Below are 21,119 nucleotides of genomic sequence, written 5' to 3'. Positions count from 1 at the left end.
TTTTTTAAAATCCTGTATTTTTAAATCCTTGGATTTTCTAAATACCTGTATGAATTTTCATATTCCTTTGCTTCTTTGGTCCTTGCCTTTTAAGACTCTTGATGTTTTAAATTTTATGCTTCTTTATTGGCAATTTTTGACCATGTATCTTTCAATGACACCGTTCTGTTAAATACCGGTGCATCCTCCGTTGAATCCACCCTGTCAACGCAAAAATACCCCAATCTTATAAACTGGAACATATCCCCCGGTTTTGCATCTTTAAGCCCAGGTTCAAGTTTACAGGATTTTAGCACTTTAAGTGAATCCGGATTAATTAAATCTGTAAAATCCCCGTCTTTATATGAATCCGGGTCAGGAACACTAAACAGGTGGTCATATAAGCGGACTTCTGCTTCCACAGCGTGCTTTTCAGACACCCAGTGTATTGTTCCCCTTACTTTTCTTCCATCAGGTGAATTACCGCCCCTTGATTCAGGATCGTAAGTGCAGTGTACCTCCAGTATTTCCCCTGTGTTTTCATCCTTCACCACATCAGTACACTTTATAAAGTAGGCACCCATTAACCTTACTTCCCTTCCTGGAGCCAGCCTGAAATACTTCTTTGGCGGATTCTCACAAAAATCATCCCTCTCTATATACACAACCTTTGAAAAAGGAACTTTTCTTTTTCCTGCCTCAGGGTCCTCAGGATTATTGGTAACTTCAAATTCTTCCACCAAATCTTCAGGATAGTTGTCTATAACCACTTTTAGAGGGTCTAAAACAGCCATAACCCTTTTTGCTTTTGCATTTAATTCTTCTCTTATACAATGCTCCAAAAGAGCTATATCCACCATACTGTTGTTTTTTGCAACACCAATTCTGGAACAAAACTCCCTTATTGAAGAAGGGGTATAGCCTCTTCTTCTAAGACCTGATATTGTAGGCATCCTAGGGTCGTCCCACCCATTTACATAACCCTCTTTAACAAGCCTTAAAAGCTTTCTCTTGCTCATTACAGTGTGAGTTAGATTAAGCCTTGCAAACTCAATCTGTCTTGATTTGCACTCTAAATCCAGTGTCTCCAAAAACCAGTTGTACAAAGGTCTGTGATCCTCAAACTCCAGTGTACAAATAGAATGGGTAATACCCTCAAAGGAGTCAGAAAGGGGATGTGCAAAATCATACATTGGATATATGCACCACTTATTCCCTGTCCTGTGATGTTCCACTTTCATTATTCTGTAAATAACAGGATCCCTCATATTAAGGTTTGGGGATGCCATATCTATTTTTGCCCTTAAAACTTTGGAACCTTCTTCAAATTCACCATTTTTCATTCTGGTAAACAGGTCTAAGTTTTCCTCTACAGAACGGTCTCTGTACGGGCTGTTTTTCCCAGGCTCAGTTAATGTACCCCTGTACTCCCTAATTTCTTCAGGGCTTAAATCACAAACATACGCCTTGCCCATTTTTATCAGCTGTACAGCACATTCATAAAACCTGTCAAAATAATCTGAGGCATAGTACAGTCTGTCTTCCCAATCAGCTCCAAGCCATTTCACATCTTCAATTATAGATTCCACATATTCAACTTCTTCTTTGCTAGGATTGGTATCATCAAATCTTAAATTAAATTTACCATTATTATATACAGCTATACCGTAGTTTAAGCAAATTGATTTAGCATGCCCGATATGAAGATACCCGTTAGGCTCAGGCGGGAACCTGGTATGTACCCTCTTGCCATATCTGTTCTCTTCAGTATCTTTATCAATAATATCCTGAATAAAATTAGATATCTTCTCCTTCTTTTCAGAGGTGTCTAAATTGTTGTTTTCTTTATTGGTCATATTTTTTATTCTCCTCCCGTAAAAATCTAGTATCTCTGATTTAATATCCTTTTGTACAATACTTTTATACTCTTAATATACATTTAATATTATACCTTTACATTATACAATATTTAAACTGAAATTTTAATCATTTTCTACATAACATAAACTTTCTACTAATAGTTTAACTGCATTTTCTATATCCGTCAAACTTGCCGTCTCAACAGGGCTGTGCACGTACCTGCAGGGTATTGAAATGACACCTGAAGGAACTCCTCCCGCGGATATATGAATAGCCCCTGAGTCAGTTCCCCCAAATTCAAGTATCTCAAATTGATAGGGAATATTTATTTTGTTTGCCGCCTTTTCCAATAAATTTTTCACTTTAGGGTGGCAAATTATAGATCTGTCTTTTATTTTTATAGCAGGACCATTCCCACACTTTACTTCCATAGGACGGCATTTTGGAGTATCACCTGTTGCAGTAACATCAACAGCAATGGCTAAATCCGGCTTAATCTGGTAAGCTGCTGTTTTAGCCCCCCTAAGACCTAGTTCTTCTTGCACGGTAAACACAAAATATATTTCATTTTCAGTTTCCTTCATATTTTTTATAGCTTGTATAACCACTGCACATCCGCATCTGTCGTCTAATGCTTTTGATATAATCATATCCCCCTGCCTTACTGCATCACCTACAAAACATGCCACATCTCCTATATTGACGCTTTTTAACGCTTCTTCCCTGTCTTTTGCCCCTATATCTATATACATTTTTGACAAATCTAAATTTTTAATGTCATCTATTTTCTCTTCATAGTAAACAGCGCCTATTGTACCGTTGCCAAACTTCACCTTTTGTCCTATTGCATTGTATTTTGACACCCCGCCTATATTAGAAAATCTTATAAATCCATTGTCGTCTATATAGGTTGCTATAACACCAATTTCATCCATATGCGCTGCAACCATGATTCTTTTCCCGCTTCCCTTTTTTACAGCTATAAGGTTTCCTAAAGTATCAACAGTTATTTCATCCACTTTATCTTTTATTTCTTCTATTATGACATTTCTTATCTCTTCTTCATTTCCGGATACACCTGTTATTTGTGTCAGTTTTTTTAATAAATCAAACATATTTCCTCCTCCATGTGTCATTATTTGTATAAAATTATTTGTATAAAATTATTTGTATAAAACTATTTTATAAAACTATTTTATAAAACTATTTTATAAAACCATTTTTATAAAATCATTTCTACCGAATTATATAGAATTATTTAAAAATATTCTTTATTTATTTTACTTTAAAATTCACTTAAACAAATGTTTTTTTATTTAAATGAGTCAATAAGTCCAGGATTTTTATCAAACTCATCTAAAGCCATTTTCACTAATTTATAGCAGCTGTCAAAATCATTTTTACTCATTAAAGAAACAGGAGAATGAATGTATCTGCATGGAACGGAAACAGAAGCTACCACAACCCCTCCCTTTGCAGTTTGAATCTTTCCTGCATCATTTCCTCCTGTAGTGGTTGTTTTATACTGTACCGGTATATTGTTCTTCTTTCCGTTGGTGTACAAAAATTCCACCAGCTTTTTATTGGAATATGCCCCCCTGTCCATAATTGTAAGGGCGGCGCCACCGCCTAATATAGTTGACTGCTGGTGTTCTTCCACATCTAAAACATCTGAACAGGTGGTTCCTTCCACAACTAAAGCAATGTCCGGATTTATGCTGTAGGACAACACTTCTGCACCCCTTAGCCCCACCTCTTCCTGAACTGTAAAACAGGCATAAAGGTCAAAATTATTGTATTTTTCATCCTTTAGTATGTCAAGTAAAATAGCACATCCAACCCTGTCATCTAAGGCTTTTGCTTTAATTACATCTTTGCCGAGATTGGTATAGCTGCTGTAAAATGCCGCATACTCTCCCACTGAAATCAGCTTTTCCGCCTCTTCCTTGGTATCTGCCCCAATATCTATATACATATTTTTTATATTAATATTACTCTTTCTTTCTGCCGCACTTTGAAGATGAATGGGCTTTCCACCTATTACCCCGGGAAGCTTTTTATCTCCTACAACAAGCCTTTTTCCCAAAAGTATCCTGCTGTCAATACCTCCCACAGTGGCAAATTTTAAAACCCCGCCATCCCCATATCCTGTTATCATAAATCCAACTTCGTCCATATGTGCAGAAATCATAAGCTTATGTTTAGCATTATTGCCTTTTTTTACACATACCAAATTCCCCATAGAGTCAACTTTTATTTCATCTGAATACTTTTCTGCCTTTGATTTAATAAACTCCCTTACTTCTTTCTCATTTCCAGATACTCCATAAAGTTCCGTTAATTCTTTTAACAACATAATATCCCCCCTATCTCACCTTCAATGGATAAAATAAATTTTAAAACAAGTTTTCCTGAATACTTTATATCATTTAAATGGAGAGTTTCCACAGTTGTGTGCATATATTTAAGGGGTACAGACACTAAAACCGTTGGAATGCCGGATCTTGAAACCTGTATAGCCCACGCATCAGTACCTGTATTTCCTGGGGATGGCTCAATTTGATAAGGAATGTTTTCTTCTTTTGCAATGTCAATTAACTTTTTTGTAAGATCTCCATGTAAATTAGGTCCTACGGCAATGGCAGGTCCCTTTCCAAGTTTAAAAACCAAGTCCTTTGCCATTTCCGGAATAGCACCATGGCATGCATCAATAACAACTGCAACATCAGGTCTTATATTATATGCTGCCACAGTAGCTCCCCTAAGCCCTACTTCTTCCTGGGATGTGGCAACAAAATACACATCGCATTCATGTTGAATTTTTTTAAGCTTTTCCATAATATCAATTAAAACCGCCACTCCCCCACGGTTATCAAGGGATTTGGAACTTATTTTTTTGTTTTTTAGCAAAAAAGGCTCTGCTTTAAATGTTACAAAATCCCCGATTGATATATACTCTTTAACTTCCTCTTCTGAAAGTCCGGTATCTATGGAAAGATCCTGTATTTTAACCGCCTTTTTGGCATCTGTATCCTTTAGCAGATGGGGAGGCTTTGCACCAATAACGCCGATTATATCTTTCTTTCCATGCACTACAACTTCCTGGGCTAAAAGAATTTTAGGGTCAATTCCCCCTATATTTGAAAACCTTAAAAATCCCTTTTTCTCAATGCCGGTTACCACCATACCTATTTCATCTAAATGGGCTGCAATCATGATTTTTTTGCTTTTTTCAGAAGACCCTTTTTTTATCCCGATAACATTATAAAAGCTGTCAATTATAGTTTCATCACAGTACTTATCAAATATTCCTTTTATATATTTTGAAAAACTCTCTTCTCTTCCCGAAATACCAGGATAAGTACTTATATCTTTTAATATATTTGTGTAGTCCACTTAAATATCACCTCTTTAAAACTTTGTTTTGTACACATTTATTGCATCTTTAATTGCTTTTTTAAAACTTATTACAAAAAACTCTTGACTAAAAAGTCTTTTTTTATTATACTATTCATTGTTGTGCTAAAACAAGGGCTTTTAGCTCAGTTGGTTAGAGCAACCGGCTCATAACCGGTAGGTCCGGGGTTCGAGTCCCTGAAGGCCCACCAATAAATTTATTTTGTTTGCCCAGATAGCTCAGTCGGTAGAGCAGTGGACTGAAAATCCTCGTGTCGGTGGTTCGATTCCGCCTCTGGGCACCAAATTTAATATTTGTGGAGGAGTTCCCGAGTGGTCAAAGGGGGCAGACTGTAAATCTGTTGGCAAAGCCTTCGATGGTTCAAATCCGTCCTCCTCCACCAAAAAGAGTTGATACTTCAACTCTTTTTATTTTAATTTTCCTGTAATTTAAACCAGCCTGTATTATCTGTCTTTTTTACTGTTTAGGCTTTTTTAAGTAAAATTTAAATTTCCGTTAACTAATAAGTTAAGTATTTAAAATATCTTTAACAATTCCCTTGAACTTTTTTCCTCTTTCATCAAAATTTTTAAACATATCAAAACTTGCACTTGCCGGTGACATTAGAATTATATCACCGCAGAAAGCACTATCATATGCTTTTTTTACAGCCTCTTCTAATGTTTCACACTTGCATACAAATATATCTTTTCCTCTTCCTGTGCGGTTTATTTCATCCTTTAATGAGTTATGTATTTTATCTGCCGTCTGTCCGATTAAAAACATAGATTTGACTCTCTTTGCAATATGTGGTCCCATTTCATCATAAGGTATATTTTTGTCATAGCCCCCTGCAATTAAAATAACTTTCCGGTCAAAAGACAAAAGGCCTGCAATGGTTCTTGAGGGACTGCTTGCTATGGAGTCATTGTAAAACAATATGCCGTTTTTTTCTCCAACAAACTCTAGTCTGTGTTCTACACCCTTAAATTCCTTTGCAACTTTTTGTATTGTCTTTACATCCACATAATCTATTACAGCACAAATTGCCGCCATATAGTTTTCAATATTATGTACACCAGGTATTGAAATAGATTTTGTATTAACAACTTCTATTTCCCTGTCCCCGTCTTTATAAAAAATACAGCTGTTTTTTAAACCGGCACCTTTATCAGGCTCTTGTTGCCTGCTAAAATATAAAACCTTCCCCTTTGCCTCTTTTTTAAACTCCCTGGTTATATCGTTGTCATAGTTTAAAATCAGTTTGTCTTCTTCACACTGAAAATTAAAAATATTTTTCTTAGCATCCACATATTCATCCATGGATTTATGAAAATCCAGATGATTCGGAGAAAGATTTGTAACTACTGCCACATCAGGGCTTTTTGTCATTGTGTGAAGCTGAAAACTGCTAAGTTCTAAAACCACCATATCTGTCTCTTTTATTTCATCAATTTTGCTTAAAAGGGGCGTTCCTATATTGCCCCCCAGCCAGCAGTTGTACCCTTGTTTTTTAAGAATTTTGTATATAAGTGTAGATGTGGTAGTCTTACCGTCACTTCCTGTAACAGCAAATATCCGGGCCGGACATACATCAAAGAAAACTTCCATTTCAGAAGTAATCTCTGCCCCTTCCTCTTTAGCAGAAAGAATTTCCGGTAAATCATATCTCATGCCCGGAGTTCTGAAAATAACATCAAATCCTTTTAAATTTTTTAAATAGCCGTCCCCTAAACTATATTTTATGTCCAGACCCTTAAACTGGTCTATGACACAGCATAAATCATCTTTACAGCATTTATCAAAAGCTGTTACATCTACACCCAGACTGTATAAGTATTTAATTAACGGTATGTTACTAACTCCAATCCCTAATACAGCAACCTTTTTATTTTTTATGTATGTCTTAAATTCATTTAGCTTATTATTCAAGTCCAAATCCTCCAAAACTTTCCTTTAGCAGATATTTTAACAGTTATATTTTAGCATATTTATTAATAAGTTTTATTAAATTCTTTAAGTTTTATAAAGTCATATCATAATATAAATCTCTTATTATATAAGTCATGTATTATAAAGCATATATTGCATAAGTTATATCATATATTAACAGTCTATATTAATTGTTATTTAGATATATTAGTTGTAATAGATTATTAGTCGTAATAGATATATTAGTTATATTAGCTATATTAATGTTGTTATATTAGTTATATCAATTATATTAATTTGTGTTATATTAATTATCAATATATTCCTCTTCTCCTTCTATTGTGATACCTGAACTGCATAAGTATTCTTTCCCATTTTCTCTCCCATTTTTCAGAGCCAAATAATTTTGAAAACTCAACACACTGGGATAAAAAAATTTCTTCACTCTTTCTATTATTATTAGGTAACCTATCCCGGATGGATAAAAATGTACCATATTTATCATATAAAATTACATTTTCCCTACATATCATATATAAAAATGTACCCACAATCTCGTCTTCATAAAGTATTTCCTCAAATATTCCCGGTGTATAAAAAAGAAGTTTTACATTTATATATTTCTCTTTTAAAAGTGCGAGCTTTAAATTCTCACCAAATGAAATAAATTTTTTAAGAGGAGTATCATCGGCAAGAAGTATTAAAAGCTCATAGTCGCTATTAGAAGTATTATCCCCTCTTGCCCTGGAACCATACAAAACAATGCTCATAACTTCAACAGAGATGCTTTCTGAATACTCTTCAAGTAGTGCTTTGACCCGGTTTATTATTCTATTGTTTGCAAAATTAATCCTATTCACTGTATACATCCCCTTTAACATATTTATATACTGCCCCTTAGAATATAAAATAAATTAGTAAAATTAATTGCTATTTAAAATCCTGAATAAATAATTGTATTAAATAAACAATAAATAATTGTGATCAATATTTTAGATATTTAAATGTCAAACAACAAATGTCAAACACCAAGAAAAGTTTTTATTGGGCTGTCAACCATTTTTCTATTTTACGGAAATACTTTAAATAATTTTTTATTATATTTTTGTAACAATTTACTACCTTTTATTAAAAACAATATATCATATTTTTTGAGTTATGCATAGTGTAGATTTTCATTTTAATTTAGGTAAATCTACCCTTATTTTATCACATTAAAATAGGTGAAAAAAATTTTTAACCCTACCGCAATTTGAAAAAATATTTTCACTTTACAGTAGGATTATTTTTTATAATATATTGCGGAGGGTGATGTAAAAATGCAATATATCTTCAATGTTCATGAAGGAATTCATGAATATATTAAACTTGGGAGAAATTATCCTTTTCCACCGCCACCAACTAAAAGATGTCACAATCCAAAATGCAATAAATTAGTTAGTTTCCGCAAACATTATCAAGCTACCGCTAAAACATTTCTTGCAGCATGATTATAACATTAAAATAGGATTTTAAAAAGCGTCTTATGAAAAATTTTTAATGAAATCAACCGCAACACCATATTTTCCTTTACTTGAGCAAATAACTATGGTAACATCCGTGGTAAAGAACAGCCTGACCGGTCATGGCTTCCTAAAAATGCAACAGGAGGTCAGGAATATGTTAAGTGAAGAGGTAAGAAATGCCATTGCGTTAAAAAGATTTTCACTGATAAGTCCGATCCTAAATGGACAAGTGAATAATCGTAAGGACTATTATGCTCAAATTTCATCAAAACCCGTAGAAATGCCACACTATGGCATAAGAAAATATTCACCTAAAACAATAGAGTCCTGGTACTGTGATTACATGCGTGGAGGATTGGATGCATTAAAACCCGGATACCGGAAAGACAGGGGTAATTGTAGAAAAATAGATACAGAACTTGCTGAAAAAATCCTTGAGACGAAAAGAAAATATCCTAAAGCGCCTACTACAATCATCTATGATAAACTAATAAAAAAAGGCATATTAAAAGAAGGGCAAATATCACTTACCACACTATACAGGTTTTTAAAATTTTCAAATCATGAAAGCATTTATGAAACTGAAGAGAAAAAAGAAATTAAAAGATTTGCACATCAATATATAAATGAGTTGTGGTATGGGGATTTAATGTATGGACCTTACATACAGGAAGAGGCATACCTTCCCTGCTCTATACGGACAATGGGAAGATTTACCGTTCACAGCAGTTTGAATTTATGTGCGCGGACGTAGGATGCGCTCTTATACATTCGAAACCCTTTGTTGCACATAGCCGGGGAAAAATAGAAAGGTTCTTTTTAACAGTTAGAAAAAGATTTTTATCCCAACTTAATATGAATAAAATTAAGAGTTTAGAAGAGCCGGTATTCATATACTATGAAGGCAAGAAAATCGGTGAAGCCTTGCAGGTTAATTTTCATGACAATGCCCATATGAAACGAAGGGGCAGACCTAAAAATTCTGAGTTAATAGTGGATTTACAAAATAACGAAGTATCTGTAACACATGCTGACATGCCTAAATCAAAACAAACAATTTCATTTAAAACAATTATGGAAGGAGAGAAATAATTATGTTCAGACAGTTTTTTGGACTAAAATACAATCCTTTTGGAAAAGAAATTGATATTTCTGATGTTTATGAAAGTGAAGATATTAAGGAATTAAATTCAAGATTTAAATATATTCAAAACATCCGGGGAATGTTTCTTTTAGTCGGTGAACCGGGAATGGGAAAATCCACCGCCTTAAGAAAATTTTCAGCCGGGTTAAATCCGGGACTTTACAAACCCTGCTATTTTTCTCTCTCAACAGTTACCGTTATGGATTTTTACCGGGGTCTTTTAATATCTTTAGGAGAAGTGCCTTCACATAAGAAGGTTACAATGTTTCATCAGATACAACAAGCAATAATGTCTTTGTACTATATACCCAGGCTGCAATTGAAGCTATTTATTCTGCATCAAAAGGCGTACCCCGCCTTGTTAACAGTCTTGCAACCTCAAGCCTTATGTATGCTTGTTCAATAAAGCAAAAGCATGTAGATGAAGAAATCGTATACCAAGGACAAAAAGACTTTGATATCTCTAAAATACTTTTATCTTTAACCGGCAGCCTTAGTACAACGGTTATAAACCGTTTAAGTAATAAATGTTGTAAACTTATTGAATTTATACTTAAAAGTTTTCTATTATCAATATTTTGATTAAAATTTTAAGAGCAGTTAATCTGCTCATTTTTATTGTACAAATTTGAAAGTGTTATGCAATACTTATTTTTCCAGATTTTATTTTGAATCCTACTGGAATTTGAAAATTTGATTATCGCGTTCCTATTTTAATTTGAAAATATTCACTAATTTGTGGTAAAATTGACCTAAAATAATTTGAAAATATTATCTAATTTAATTTGAAAATTTACAGCATAGGTCTTTTAGCAAAAAAGATTTAATATTCATAAAAATATTTATATTTTTTTATAAAAACTTTATAAAAATTTACATAAAACACTTGATATTTTTTGATTTTTTTAGTAAAATGTATCCGGATTTATCTTGAATATTGTTTTGAGTTTTTTGTATAGTTTTTTGCATTTTTTGTAATTATTTTGTGGGTCGTGCATTGTTTTCTTCTTTTATGTTAATCACAGTAAAAGACTTTATTAATTTTTAGTTTATTATTTTGAGTCTTCATATTTCTAAATAAACGGATTATAAGTATTGACACTGCTTATAACCGTTAAATTACGTAAAGTAAATAAACTTTCTTATCAAACTTTTCATGAAGTTTAGTAAGTTAGTTTGTTTAGCTGTTATTAAATTTTATATGTTTATATTCTGCCTTAATGAGGAATATAATATAAAAACAGGCTTTGCTTAGCTAAACAAAAAATTGTGTTCTAAAAGTGCTTTAACACTTGTGTTATATACATTTTTACTAAACATTTTCTAACATAAGCATTAATATTTTTAGCAATATTAGCATAACTGGACTAAAATCAATCCGCAATAAATATTATATTAGAGAACTAATTTTATAAAATTATATTAATAAAGGGTGATTATAATGTTCAAGTCAAGAAGGAAAAATAAAAAACCTTATAAGTTGGTAAGTCCTGGTGATGAGGTTCTTGCTCCATGCGCTCAAGATGTTTACAGAAAAGCAATAGTTATATCTTACCAAGAAGTACGCAATAATCCAACCCTTAGAATAAAGTTTAAATCCGGCAATATGAACTTCGTTTCTGCACAATTATGCTATAAAATAGTTAAAGGAATCGCTGTACCTTTAGAAAAACCAAAGACAAGAGTTCAAAAGCTATGCTTATGGTTTTTAAGAAGATTTGGACTGGCTGAAGTATAATACGCACTATAATCCCCACACTACTCTACATTCTTCCCAACTCACCACTTTTGTTTAACACAAGTAAATAAGAAGACTTCTTATTAAGAAGGCTCTTAAAAAATACAATTTTTTAGATTTATTTTTATAAATCTTTTTCTTCTTTTATGATTTTGTTTATGACTCTTTTGACATCTTCAAAATTAAAGCCTCTATGCATCAGAAATGAATATGCCTTCTTAGCAATTTTAGAATCAGCCAGGTTGTATTTCCCAAATTTTTTTCTAAGAAGCCTTTCTATAACGGCATCTTCATCATATTCAATGCTGTTTAATACACAATCAATAATGTCTTTGGGGATACCTTTGTTCTCAAGTTCAAATCTAAGAGCCTTCTTAGACTTAGGTTTTAACTTTATTCTTTCATGAACAAATTTTTGGGCGTATATCATGTCATTTATATAGCCCATGGATTTAAGCTCTTCTATAGCCATACTCACTATGTCTTCATCGTATCCCTTTGCAACTAATTTTAAAAAAAGTTCTTTTTCACTCAGCAATTTATATGTAATTAATTTGATTCCACTTGATTTTACATTCCTTAAAGCAATACTCTTTTTTATTTCCTCTATTTCTTCCTCTGATATAGATGTTTTTTCATATAAATTTAAACGTAAATACTCTTCTTCCGGAATAGAAAAAGAATATACATTATCAACATATACAGATAGCATTTTATCGTTTTTTTTATTCTTTTCAACAGAAGTTATTTTCAACGTAATCACCAAATTACAGCCAATATCCAGCTAAAGTACTTTTATTACTTCAGATGAAATTTACATCTTTTATGAAATCCCACCTGAAGTAATACCATTTAAAAGTCAGTCATTTTCTTTATTCTTCAGAATCATCTTCATCATCTTTTTCAACATGAGCATCTATACTATTTAAAAAAGCTTGATTGTAATTATCTCTTATTTTAGTTTCAATCTCTTTTAAAATCTCAGGATTTTCCCTTAAGAAGTTTTTAGCATTTTCCCTTCCCTGTCCGATTTTTTGTCCGTTATATGAAAACCAGGCACCACTTTTATTTATAATATCAAGATTTACCCCAACATCTAATATATTGCCTTCTTTAGAAATACCCTGTCCGTATATAATATCAAATTCTGCTTCTTTAAAAGGAGGAGCAACTTTATTTTTTACAACTTTAACCCTGGTTCTGTTTCCTATTACTTCATTAGCCTGCTTTATTGACTCTATTCTTCTTACATCAAGTCTTACAGAAGAATAAAATTTAAGAGCTCTTCCTCCCGGCGTTGTTTCAGGGTTTCCAAACATAACACCAACCTTTTCCCTTAACTGGTTTATAAATATTGCTGTTGTCCTGGACTTATTTATTACCCCGGATAATTTCCTAAGTGCCTGGGACATAAGTCTTGCCTGAAGACCCACATGAGCATCTCCCATTTCCCCGTCAATCTCTGCCTTTGGAACTAAGGCTGCAACTGAGTCTATAACAATTACATCTATTGCACCACTTCTAACCAGTGTTTCTGCTATTTCCAGCGCCTGCTCACCTGTATCCGGCTGTGAAACTATTAGATTATTAATATTTACTCCCAAATTCCTGGCATATATAGGGTCTAAAGCATGTTCTGCATCTATAAACGCAGCTTCTCCACCGGCTTTTTGTGCTTCTGCAATTATATGCAAAGCTACAGTTGTCTTACCGGATGATTCGGGACCAAATATCTCTACTATCCTTCCCCTTGGCACACCTCCGACACCTAAGGCTATATCTAAACCTAAAGCCCCTGTTGGAATAGTTTCAACATTTAAATGAGAGCTTTCTCCTAATTTCATTATAGCGCCTTTACCAAACTGCTTTTCTATTTGCCCAAAGGCCATTTCCAATGCTTTTTGTTTGTCCAAATTAATCACCTCATTATTTTACTGTGTACGTCCCTTGCGAACATGCGTTCTGTTTTTATTATACATCAATATCTATTGTTTAGTCAATAGATTTTTTATTTTAGTTAGTGTCAAGTTTTTGTCTTTCAACAAACATTATACAGGATAATTTATGCTTTTTAGGACATCATTTTTTGATGTCCCTAATTTAATTTTGCTAACTATTATTTTACTCAAAGTTTATTTTATAGATTTTGTTTTATATTTTACTAACTAACCTTTTTTAAACTTTTTTAATATTATATCCTTTACATAAGAAACTTCTTCAACTTTAAACAGTAAAGCAAATGCAAAATATACTGCTATTCCAACAGCTACAACCCCTGCTAAATAAGTATATTGCATAATTTTTGACTCTAATGGAGGCACAGCTGTATTTATAAAATATATTACAACCCCCATTATAAAAGAAGCCGGGAAAATTTTAAACAGAAATTTCAAAAGACTTTTAAGGTACATCCCATTCATTTTTTTATTTAAAATAGTTAAAAGCAGAAAGGCATTTACTATACTTACCAAAGAATAGGATAAAGCCATGCCAGCAACTCCAAGATTGGTTGTCTTTATAAAAGTTAAACTTAAGGTAAAATTTAAAACAATTGCAATTATACCTGCAATTAAAGGTGTTATGGTATCTTTTGCCGCATAGTATGCCCTGTTTAAAACATTTACAATTGACTGGCTAAAAAGGGATATGGAAAAAAACATAAGTACCCTGCCGGCAAGGGCTATGCTTTCCGGCGCAAAACCGGTAATATCAAATAAAGTCTTTATAACCTCTTCCCTCAGCACTATAAAGCCTGCTGCAGAAGGAATTGTAAATAACAAAACTGTTTTAATGCACTTTATAAGTGTAACTTTATATTCTTTGAATTCCTCCCTGGAAAAGTATGTAGACAATGTAGGAAGCATTGCAATACCCATGCCCTGTGCAAATATCCCGTAGGGCATCTGCCATGTCCTGTCTGCCATATTAAGAATTATCATGCTCCCAGGTTCAAAAAAAGTGGCAAAAAAACTTGCAATCATAACATTTACCTGCACAACGGAAGAGGCCATCAAAGAAGGTATTGCAAGTTTAATAAGCTTAATAAATCCCGGATGCTTAATATATATTTTAAATCTATAATGCTTCAAATGTTTAAACACAAAACTTAATTGGAATAAAAAATATACCAATGAACTTGCCATAACCCCATAGGCAACACTTGTAGGACCTCCCTTTTTACTTAAAAATATCAAACTTATAATACTTCCAATGTTGTAAATTGAAGGTCCATAAGCTGCCGCTGCAAATCTTTGATAGGAATTTAATATTCCGTTAGACAGCCCGGCAAGCATCAAAAATCCAACAGAAGGAAAGAGGATTCTTGCTATATCAGCTGTAAGTTTTATTTGCTCTTCTCCTTCAAATCCAGAAAACATTCTTATAAGCTGGGGTGTAAAAAACATACCCAATATACAGACAAAGGACATTATGATTATTATTATATTGATAAAGGTACCTACTGCCTTCCATCCGTTTTCTTCATCTTTATTGGAAATATATCCTGTCAAAACCGGTATAATAGCTGCTGCAATTGCCCCTCCAACCAGTAAATCATACATAAGTCCTGTTATTCTGAAGGCATATGAATACGCATCGCCTACATTTCCCAACCCAAAAACATTAGGAGTTATCATCTCTCTTATGTAGCCTGTTATTCTGCTGACAACAATAGATGACATAACAATAGCTGCAGCCCCACCTAATTTTTTATTACTCAAATTTCAATTCCTCCAATTTGTCTTCTTATTAAGTCTAATACATGCAGTGAAGCTACATTTATTATTCTTTCCCTATCCCCGGATAAATTTAATTTTTTACACACTGTATTGCCTTTATAGGCTAAAGCCATGTACATAAGACCTACGGGTTTTTCAGCCGTTCCTCCTTCAGGACCTGCAATTCCGGTAATAGAAACCCCTATATCGGTACCGGCTATTCTTTTTACTCCTTCTGCCATTTCAATTGCCGTTTGAGTGCTTACAGCACCATATTTTTTAATTGTATCCTCATTTACACCCAAATCTTGAACCTTCGAGTCATTGCTATAGGATATAATCCCCCTGTTAAAAACTTTCGATACCCCGCTTACAGAAACAAGCTTAGAACAAATCAACCCGCCGGTGCATGACTCTGCAATGGCAATTGTAAGGTTGTTTTCTAAAAGCATTTTTGTAACTACTTTTTCCAAATTTTCATTTTCAGTGCTATATACATAAGAACCTAATCTTTTTACTATCTCATCCTCAAAAGGACATATTTTATCAAACCCTTCTTCGGATAACGGGCACTTACAAGTAAGCCTTACTGTAACCTCCCCCATTTTTGCATAAGTTGCAATTGTCACATCTTCCTGTTTATCAACCAGATCCATTATCATCTCTTCAAGCTTTGATTCGCCAATTCCAAAGGTCCTTATATATTTTGATACAATTTTATAACCTGAATCTTTCTGAAGATATGGCATTACACTTTCATCAAACATAGGCTGCATCTCCCGTGGAGGGCCCGGCAATATTACAACAAATTTATTATCACTTTCAATAATGCACCCCGGGGCAGTACCCTTGTTATTTTCAATAACTATACTGCCTTCAGGAAAATAAGCCTGTTTTGCATTATTGTCAGTCATTTCCCTGCCAAGTTTTACAAAATAATCTTTTATTCTTTTAAGACTCTCCTCATGTAAAACCATCCTTTTCCCAAAGACTTCAGCAACTTTTTCCTTTGTTATATCGTCTTTTGTAGGACCTAACCCTCCGGTTATTACAACCAAATCAGATCTTTCCAGTGCTAACTTTATGCTGCTTTCAAGTCTTTTAGGATTGTCTCCCACAACACTGTGGAAATATACATTTATGCCAATGCTGTTTAGTCTTTCTGATATGTATTGGGCATTTGTATTTACTATCTGCCCCATTAAAAGTTCTGTGCCTACTGCCAAAATTTCTGCATTCATCTTTGAAGTCTCCTCTATTAAACTTTTTGATAGTTATTTTATTATCCAATACATTCACGTTTTTTGTCTTTTTTATCAGAATGCTATAAAAAAGACCTTGCTTTTTTGCTGGGATAAAACCCGCAAAGTTTTTTAATAAAAATATGGTGCGAGAGAAGGGATTTGAACCCTCACAACCTTGCGGCCACTAGATCCTGAATCTAGCGCGTCTGCCGATTCCGCCACTCTCGCACATCAAATGCAATAAATATTTTACTCCAAAAATTATAATATTGCAAGGTACAACAAAAAAGCTAATTGGTTTGAAAATAGCTGAACATCAATATTCCTGTGCTTTTATAACTTTTTTACACTACCAAATATTTTATATACTGTTATAATACAATTAATTTTAAAAATCAAACAAATACATACTACTTTTCCCGATAAAAACTTAGAAAATTATATATAATATTTTTATATTTTATATATTTAAAAATAGAAAAATTTAAATAAACCTCTTTTATATAATTCTCTTTCAAATATATGTTTACTTTTTTAATTTTAAGGTATATTATAATAGACAACCAGTATAACAGGAGGGGATAATATGCTGTGTAAAGTAATAAATAAAATAACAGTTATCGGAGCAGGCTTTGTAGGTTCAACAACTGCGTACACATTAATGATAAGCGGGCTTGTTTCTGAAATTGTGTTAATTGATATAAATGAAAAAAAAGCAGAAGGCGAAGTTATGGATATGAACCATGGAATACCTTTTGTAAGACCTGTTAAACTATACAGCGGAACTTACAAAGATTGTGCTGACTCTGACATTATAATTATCACTGCGGGTGCAAATCAAAAAGAAGGTGAAACCAGACTTGATTTAGTTAAAAAGAATACAGAAGTGTTTAAAAGCATAATAACTGAAATTGTAAAATACAACAAAGATGCAATCCTTTTAGTTGTAACAAACCCTGTGGACATACTTACATATGTAACGTACAAGCTGTCAGGGTTTCCTAAAAACAAAGTAATTGGTTCGGGAACAGTTTTAGATACTGCAAGGTTCAGATACTTAATAGGGGATCATGTGGGAATAGATACAAGAAATGTCCATGCATATATATTAGGTGAACATGGGGATACAGAAGTTGCTACCTGGAGTCTTACTAATATAGCCGGAATACCTATGGAACAGTTTTGTCAAGATTGTCAAAAATGCGAAGAAGGCAGAACCAGAAAACAAATATATGAAGATGTGAAAAATGCAGCATATCACATAATAGAAAGAAAAGGAGCTACTTACTATGCCATAGCTCTTGCAGTTAAAAGAATAGTTGAAACTATTGTTAGGGATGAAAATTCCATTTTTACCGTATCTAGTCTTCTCGAAGGTCAATATGGGATTTCAGATGTTTGCCTAAGTGTTCCCACTCTTGTTAACAAGGACGGTGTAGACAGAATTCTCACTGTTCCTATTAGTGATGATGAACATAAAAAATTGTTAGAATCAGCTAATACTTTAAAAGAAGTTATTAAATCCATTGAAATATAATGCAATATATTACTGAAATATAATGCAATTAATATTGATTTATTTTTAAATTCCTTTATAATTCTTTTGTAAAGGAATTTTTTTTTAAAACAGTATTAAAATTTAAATACACAACTTTTTGATTTTAATATTTTTAGTATTCTCTTTATAAAAGGGGGATTCTTTTTAAATGAAAGATTTAAAACTTACAAATTATATAACTAAATTGTTACTCTCATTATTAATGAGTTTTAGCCTTATTTACCCGCTTACCACTACATTACTGTTTCCATATAAACACTATGAAATTGCAGGAATATCGCTTATTGTCCTTTTAGTATTGTCTGTTATAACTATAAATAAAAAAGTTTTTAAAATATCATTAGTTTGCATTTTTTTATTCATTGTTATAGCTCTTATTTACTTATTTAAAAACAACCTATTGTTTTATGTTTACCAGCCAATTGCATGGTTAATTGATTATATAAAAGATGTTCAGCCTTTTAACAACCCTTATTCTTACATTATTACCGTTTTATTATGTGCCGGTTTATCAATCTTTGTTTTTATATTTACATTTATAAAATTTAATTTTCTAATGATTGCTGTAAGCGGCATTGGCCTCTTTTCAGGTCAGTGGATATTAGATTACTTTGCGGATAAAGCATACATAGCTTTCTACACTTTTTGTGTTTCAGTTTTAATATATTACTTTCTCCATATCTATTATAAAAAGTCAAAACAAAATACAAATGAAATTGTAAAACTCTCCGGCCTTTTTGCATTTGCACTTCCAATATGTATATTGATAATTTTTTTAACTAATTTAATACCAGTAAGTTCAAAACCCATTGAATGGAAATGGATGGACAGAAAAATACAAAAAGTATATGAGGATCTTACCCTTAAATTTGGAAACAAAGGCAAATTTGAAGATGTCCAGGATATAGGGGTATTTTCTTTAGCATCCATCGGATTTGGAGATGGTAGTTCTTTAGGCGGAAATTTAAAATTAGACGAGACCAAGGTATTAGAAGTTGAATCTGAAAAAAGAATATATTTAAGGGGCCGTTCAAAAAACCGCTATGAAGATAATAGTTGGAGTTTGGTTTATGAAACTGAAATGGAGGATTATCCAGAAGCTGAATTAGGATATACCAGTCAAAGATATTATTATACTCACCCTAAGAATTACTACACCATGATGTATGATGTCCTTTTTGACATGGCTTATCCGAATTCTAATGAACAGCGCCCTGAACTTTTAAGTGACATTACATCCTATCTTAAAATAAAGATTACTTATGACAATATAAAAACACCTACTATTTTTGCACCTTTAAATGCAGATATTTTTGAATTTGGTGATGCAAACATACATAAAGACTGGATTTTTTGTGATACAGAAGATACGCTAACTTACCTTGTATCCCTTGAAAAGAATTTTTCTTATACATTAGACACTTTGTTTTTTAATACAGATAAAGAAGTTTTTAAAAATATGTTAAGACAAAGCCATTCTGATCTTTACGTCACTGAACTTAGAAAAGTATTAAAAGAAATGAGTGACTATATTACAAAAAACATTTGTAAGGAATTATCTGATTATTTTGAAGGAAATACCGATTTATACATAGAAGAAACTCTTCTGGATTATTACCTTAATACCTTCCCTCAAGACTTTGACTATACTAAACCTACATACCAGGATAATTTAGAAAGATACAAATCAAGTAATGATGTGGTTTTAAAATACATTAATCCAGAGGAGATGTCTCATCTGGAATTATTAATAGCTTCTTCCTTTATAAATACAGACTCTAATAATGGTTACTTAAGTAGTCCTGGTATTATATACAATCATACATTTACACTAAATCTTCAGAATTATTTATTCTCAGAATTTAGTGAATATAAATATGGTATTACCTTCTTTTTACAGTATGCCATAGATGCAAACAATGAGTTGGAAAAACTACTGGATAAATACTTTTTCTTAAGGTTTGCGTTGATTTATACTGATTTTGTTTATGACAATTATACATTTGTCCCTGACAGCGTTCCGGAAAGAGTTTACCTACTTGCACATGAAATAACCGAAAATGAAAATAATAATTTTGATAAAGTAAAGGCAATAGAAACCTATCTTTCACAATATTACTACTACACACTAACTCCGGGGGATGTTCCGGAGGGGCGAGATTTTGTAGATTACTTTCTTTTTGACAAAAGAGAAGGGTATTGTACTTACTTTGCAACAGCCATGGCTATCCTCACAAGGTGTATAGGCATACCCTCCAGGTATATAGAAGGCTACAAACTTCCCTTTAGTCCTACAGATGGGAATTTATATGAAGTAAAAAATTCCGACGCTCATGCATGGGTGGAAGTATTTTTTGAGGGAATTGGATGGGTTCCTTTTGAGCCAACTGCCATTTTTAACTATTCTTATTACAACCCCGGTTCAACCCCTCCTCCTTATTTATATAACCAGATGCAGTATGGTTACAACCCCGGAGGCTACCTACCCGGAAATTTTACCGGTACAGGCAATCCCCTCTTGCCCAATAATGAAGGAATAGGTAAAAAACTGCTGAATTTACGCCTTATTTTAACAGTATTATTCGTTTTGGCAATATTTCCTCTTACTATTGGCTTGAACCTTCTGATACGGAAAATAAAACTTAGAAGAATATATAAATTAAATCCCAGGGAATGTACAATCAAACTGTTTGAAAAATACCTGAAACATCTTAAAATACTTAAAAAACCTGTAATGGACGGGGAAACACCCTATGAATATGCAAAAAGAATAGACGATTATGGATGTTTTCACCCATACAGTTTCAGCGATGTTGCAAATATATTTGTAAAAGCCAGATACAGCCGCCTTGAAATAACCGAGGAAGAAAAAGAGCTGGTGTATAATTTCCACAAACATATTTTGGAGGCAACCCGAAAAAAATTAAAGCTATTATATTATTTCACAACATTTTAGCTTTTACAAATTTTAAATTTAATTTTAAATATTATAACTTTTAAATTTTATAGCTTTGCATATAAAAAATATTTAAATTGTTATTTATGT

Annotated in this window: 17 protein-coding genes and 4 tRNA genes; 10 read left to right on the top strand and 11 right to left on the bottom strand. The window is 32.8% G+C overall.

Features of this window, described 5'->3' with window-relative positions:
• Positions 1-113: 113 nt before the first annotated feature.
• The 4 genes from HVS_RS07580 to HVS_RS07565 all read right to left on the bottom strand — a co-directional run bounded on the left by HVS_RS07580 (position 114) and on the right by HVS_RS07565 (position 5,235).
• Positions 114-1,835 carry a glutamine--tRNA ligase/YqeY domain fusion protein gene (locus HVS_RS07580; protein ID WP_101300818.1) on the bottom strand — a complete coding sequence of 574 codons (1,722 nt, stop codon included), beginning with the start codon at positions 1,833-1,835 and terminating at the stop codon, positions 114-116.
• A 126-nt stretch (positions 1,836-1,961) separates the two neighbouring features.
• Entirely contained in the window at positions 1,962-2,954 is a 993-nt protein-coding gene (locus HVS_RS07575; protein ID WP_101300815.1) for a M42 family metallopeptidase, read from the bottom strand.
• Positions 2,955-3,151: 197 nt separating this feature from the next.
• Positions 3,152-4,195 carry a M42 family metallopeptidase gene (locus tag HVS_RS07570; protein WP_101300813.1) on the bottom strand — a complete coding sequence of 348 codons (1,044 nt, stop codon included), beginning with the start codon at positions 4,193-4,195 and terminating at the stop codon, positions 3,152-3,154.
• Entirely contained in the window at positions 4,186-5,235 is a 1,050-nt protein-coding gene (locus HVS_RS07565) for a M42 family metallopeptidase (protein WP_101300811.1), read from the bottom strand. The genes HVS_RS07570 and HVS_RS07565 overlap by 10 nt, the downstream gene beginning before the upstream one ends.
• A gap of 135 nt (positions 5,236-5,370) precedes the next feature.
• Here HVS_RS07565 and HVS_RS07560 point away from each other — a divergent pair.
• The 3 genes from HVS_RS07560 (at position 5,371) to HVS_RS07550 (ending at position 5,639) form a co-directional block, all read left to right on the top strand.
• A tRNA-Ile gene (locus HVS_RS07560) sits at positions 5,371-5,447 on the top strand.
• Between the two features lie 17 nt (positions 5,448-5,464).
• Positions 5,465-5,540, top strand: a tRNA-Phe gene (locus HVS_RS07555).
• Between the two features lie 14 nt (positions 5,541-5,554).
• A tRNA-Tyr gene (locus HVS_RS07550) sits at positions 5,555-5,639 on the top strand.
• Positions 5,640-5,764: 125 nt separating this feature from the next.
• Here the strand turns inward: HVS_RS07550 and murD are convergent.
• The gene (gene murD, locus HVS_RS07545) at positions 5,765-7,168 is read right to left on the bottom strand and encodes a UDP-N-acetylmuramoyl-L-alanine--D-glutamate ligase (RefSeq protein WP_101300809.1); all 1,404 of its coding nucleotides are present in this window, start codon (positions 7,166-7,168) and stop codon (positions 5,765-5,767) included.
• 314 nt (positions 7,169-7,482) lie between these two features.
• Positions 7,483-8,028: a nucleotidyltransferase domain-containing protein gene (locus HVS_RS07540; RefSeq protein WP_101304141.1), complete on the bottom strand. Its 546-nt coding sequence runs from the start codon at positions 8,026-8,028 to the stop codon at positions 7,483-7,485.
• A 459-nt stretch (positions 8,029-8,487) separates the two neighbouring features.
• On the opposite strand from HVS_RS07540, the gene HVS_RS16520 reads away from it, so the two are divergent.
• The 5 genes from HVS_RS16520 to HVS_RS07525 all read left to right on the top strand — a co-directional run bounded on the left by HVS_RS16520 (position 8,488) and on the right by HVS_RS07525 (position 11,555).
• Entirely contained in the window at positions 8,488-8,658 is a 171-nt protein-coding gene (locus HVS_RS16520; RefSeq protein WP_157942959.1) for a hypothetical protein, read from the top strand.
• A 49-nt stretch (positions 8,659-8,707) separates the two neighbouring features.
• Entirely contained in the window at positions 8,708-9,427 is a 720-nt protein-coding gene (locus tag HVS_RS17165; RefSeq protein ID WP_235827417.1) for a hypothetical protein, read from the top strand.
• 101 nt (positions 9,428-9,528) lie between these two features.
• Entirely contained in the window at positions 9,529-9,765 is a 237-nt protein-coding gene (locus tag HVS_RS17160) for a hypothetical protein (protein ID WP_242971601.1), read from the top strand.
• Positions 9,766-9,767: 2 nt separating this feature from the next.
• Positions 9,768-10,223 carry an ATP-binding protein gene (locus tag HVS_RS07530; RefSeq protein WP_242971630.1) on the top strand — a complete coding sequence of 152 codons (456 nt, stop codon included), beginning with the start codon at positions 9,768-9,770 and terminating at the stop codon, positions 10,221-10,223.
• 1,035 nt (positions 10,224-11,258) lie between these two features.
• Positions 11,259-11,555, top strand: a complete 297-nt coding sequence (locus HVS_RS07525) for a hypothetical protein (protein WP_101300805.1) — start codon at positions 11,259-11,261, stop codon at positions 11,553-11,555.
• Between the two features lie 124 nt (positions 11,556-11,679).
• Here HVS_RS07525 and HVS_RS07520 read toward each other — a convergent pair whose 3' ends face one another.
• The 5 genes from HVS_RS07520 to HVS_RS07500 all read right to left on the bottom strand — a co-directional run bounded on the left by HVS_RS07520 (position 11,680) and on the right by HVS_RS07500 (position 16,743).
• Positions 11,680-12,318, bottom strand: coding sequence for a regulatory protein RecX (locus tag HVS_RS07520; RefSeq protein WP_242971708.1), 639 nt, complete (start codon positions 12,316-12,318; stop codon positions 11,680-11,682).
• Positions 12,319-12,427: 109 nt separating this feature from the next.
• The gene (gene recA, locus HVS_RS07515; RefSeq protein WP_235827771.1) at positions 12,428-13,444 is read right to left on the bottom strand and encodes a recombinase RecA; all 1,017 of its coding nucleotides are present in this window, start codon (positions 13,442-13,444) and stop codon (positions 12,428-12,430) included.
• A 276-nt stretch (positions 13,445-13,720) separates the two neighbouring features.
• Positions 13,721-15,274 carry a murein biosynthesis integral membrane protein MurJ gene (murJ, locus tag HVS_RS07510; protein ID WP_235827652.1) on the bottom strand — a complete coding sequence of 518 codons (1,554 nt, stop codon included), beginning with the start codon at positions 15,272-15,274 and terminating at the stop codon, positions 13,721-13,723.
• Positions 15,271-16,512, bottom strand: a complete 1,242-nt coding sequence (locus HVS_RS07505) for a competence/damage-inducible protein A (protein ID WP_101300799.1) — start codon at positions 16,510-16,512, stop codon at positions 15,271-15,273. Before HVS_RS07505 ends, murJ begins: the two co-directional genes overlap by 4 nt.
• A 144-nt stretch (positions 16,513-16,656) precedes the next feature.
• Positions 16,657-16,743: transfer RNA gene (locus HVS_RS07500), tRNA-Leu, on the bottom strand.
• Between the two features lie 358 nt (positions 16,744-17,101).
• On the opposite strand from HVS_RS07500, the gene HVS_RS07495 reads away from it, so the two are divergent.
• Both HVS_RS07495 and HVS_RS07490 read left to right on the top strand, forming a co-directional pair.
• Complete coding sequence (locus tag HVS_RS07495) at positions 17,102-18,052, top strand: L-lactate dehydrogenase (RefSeq protein WP_101300797.1); 951 nt, start codon at positions 17,102-17,104, stop codon at positions 18,050-18,052.
• 169 nt (positions 18,053-18,221) lie between these two features.
• Positions 18,222-21,029 carry a DUF4129 domain-containing transglutaminase family protein gene (locus HVS_RS07490; RefSeq protein WP_101300794.1) on the top strand — a complete coding sequence of 936 codons (2,808 nt, stop codon included), beginning with the start codon at positions 18,222-18,224 and terminating at the stop codon, positions 21,027-21,029.
• Positions 21,030-21,119 lie beyond the last annotated feature (90 nt).

Source organism: Acetivibrio saccincola, assembly GCF_002844395.1.
Lineage (GTDB): Bacteria > Bacillota > Clostridia > Acetivibrionales > Acetivibrionaceae > Herbivorax > Herbivorax saccincola.
This window is presented reverse-complemented; position numbering and strand designations above follow the sequence as displayed.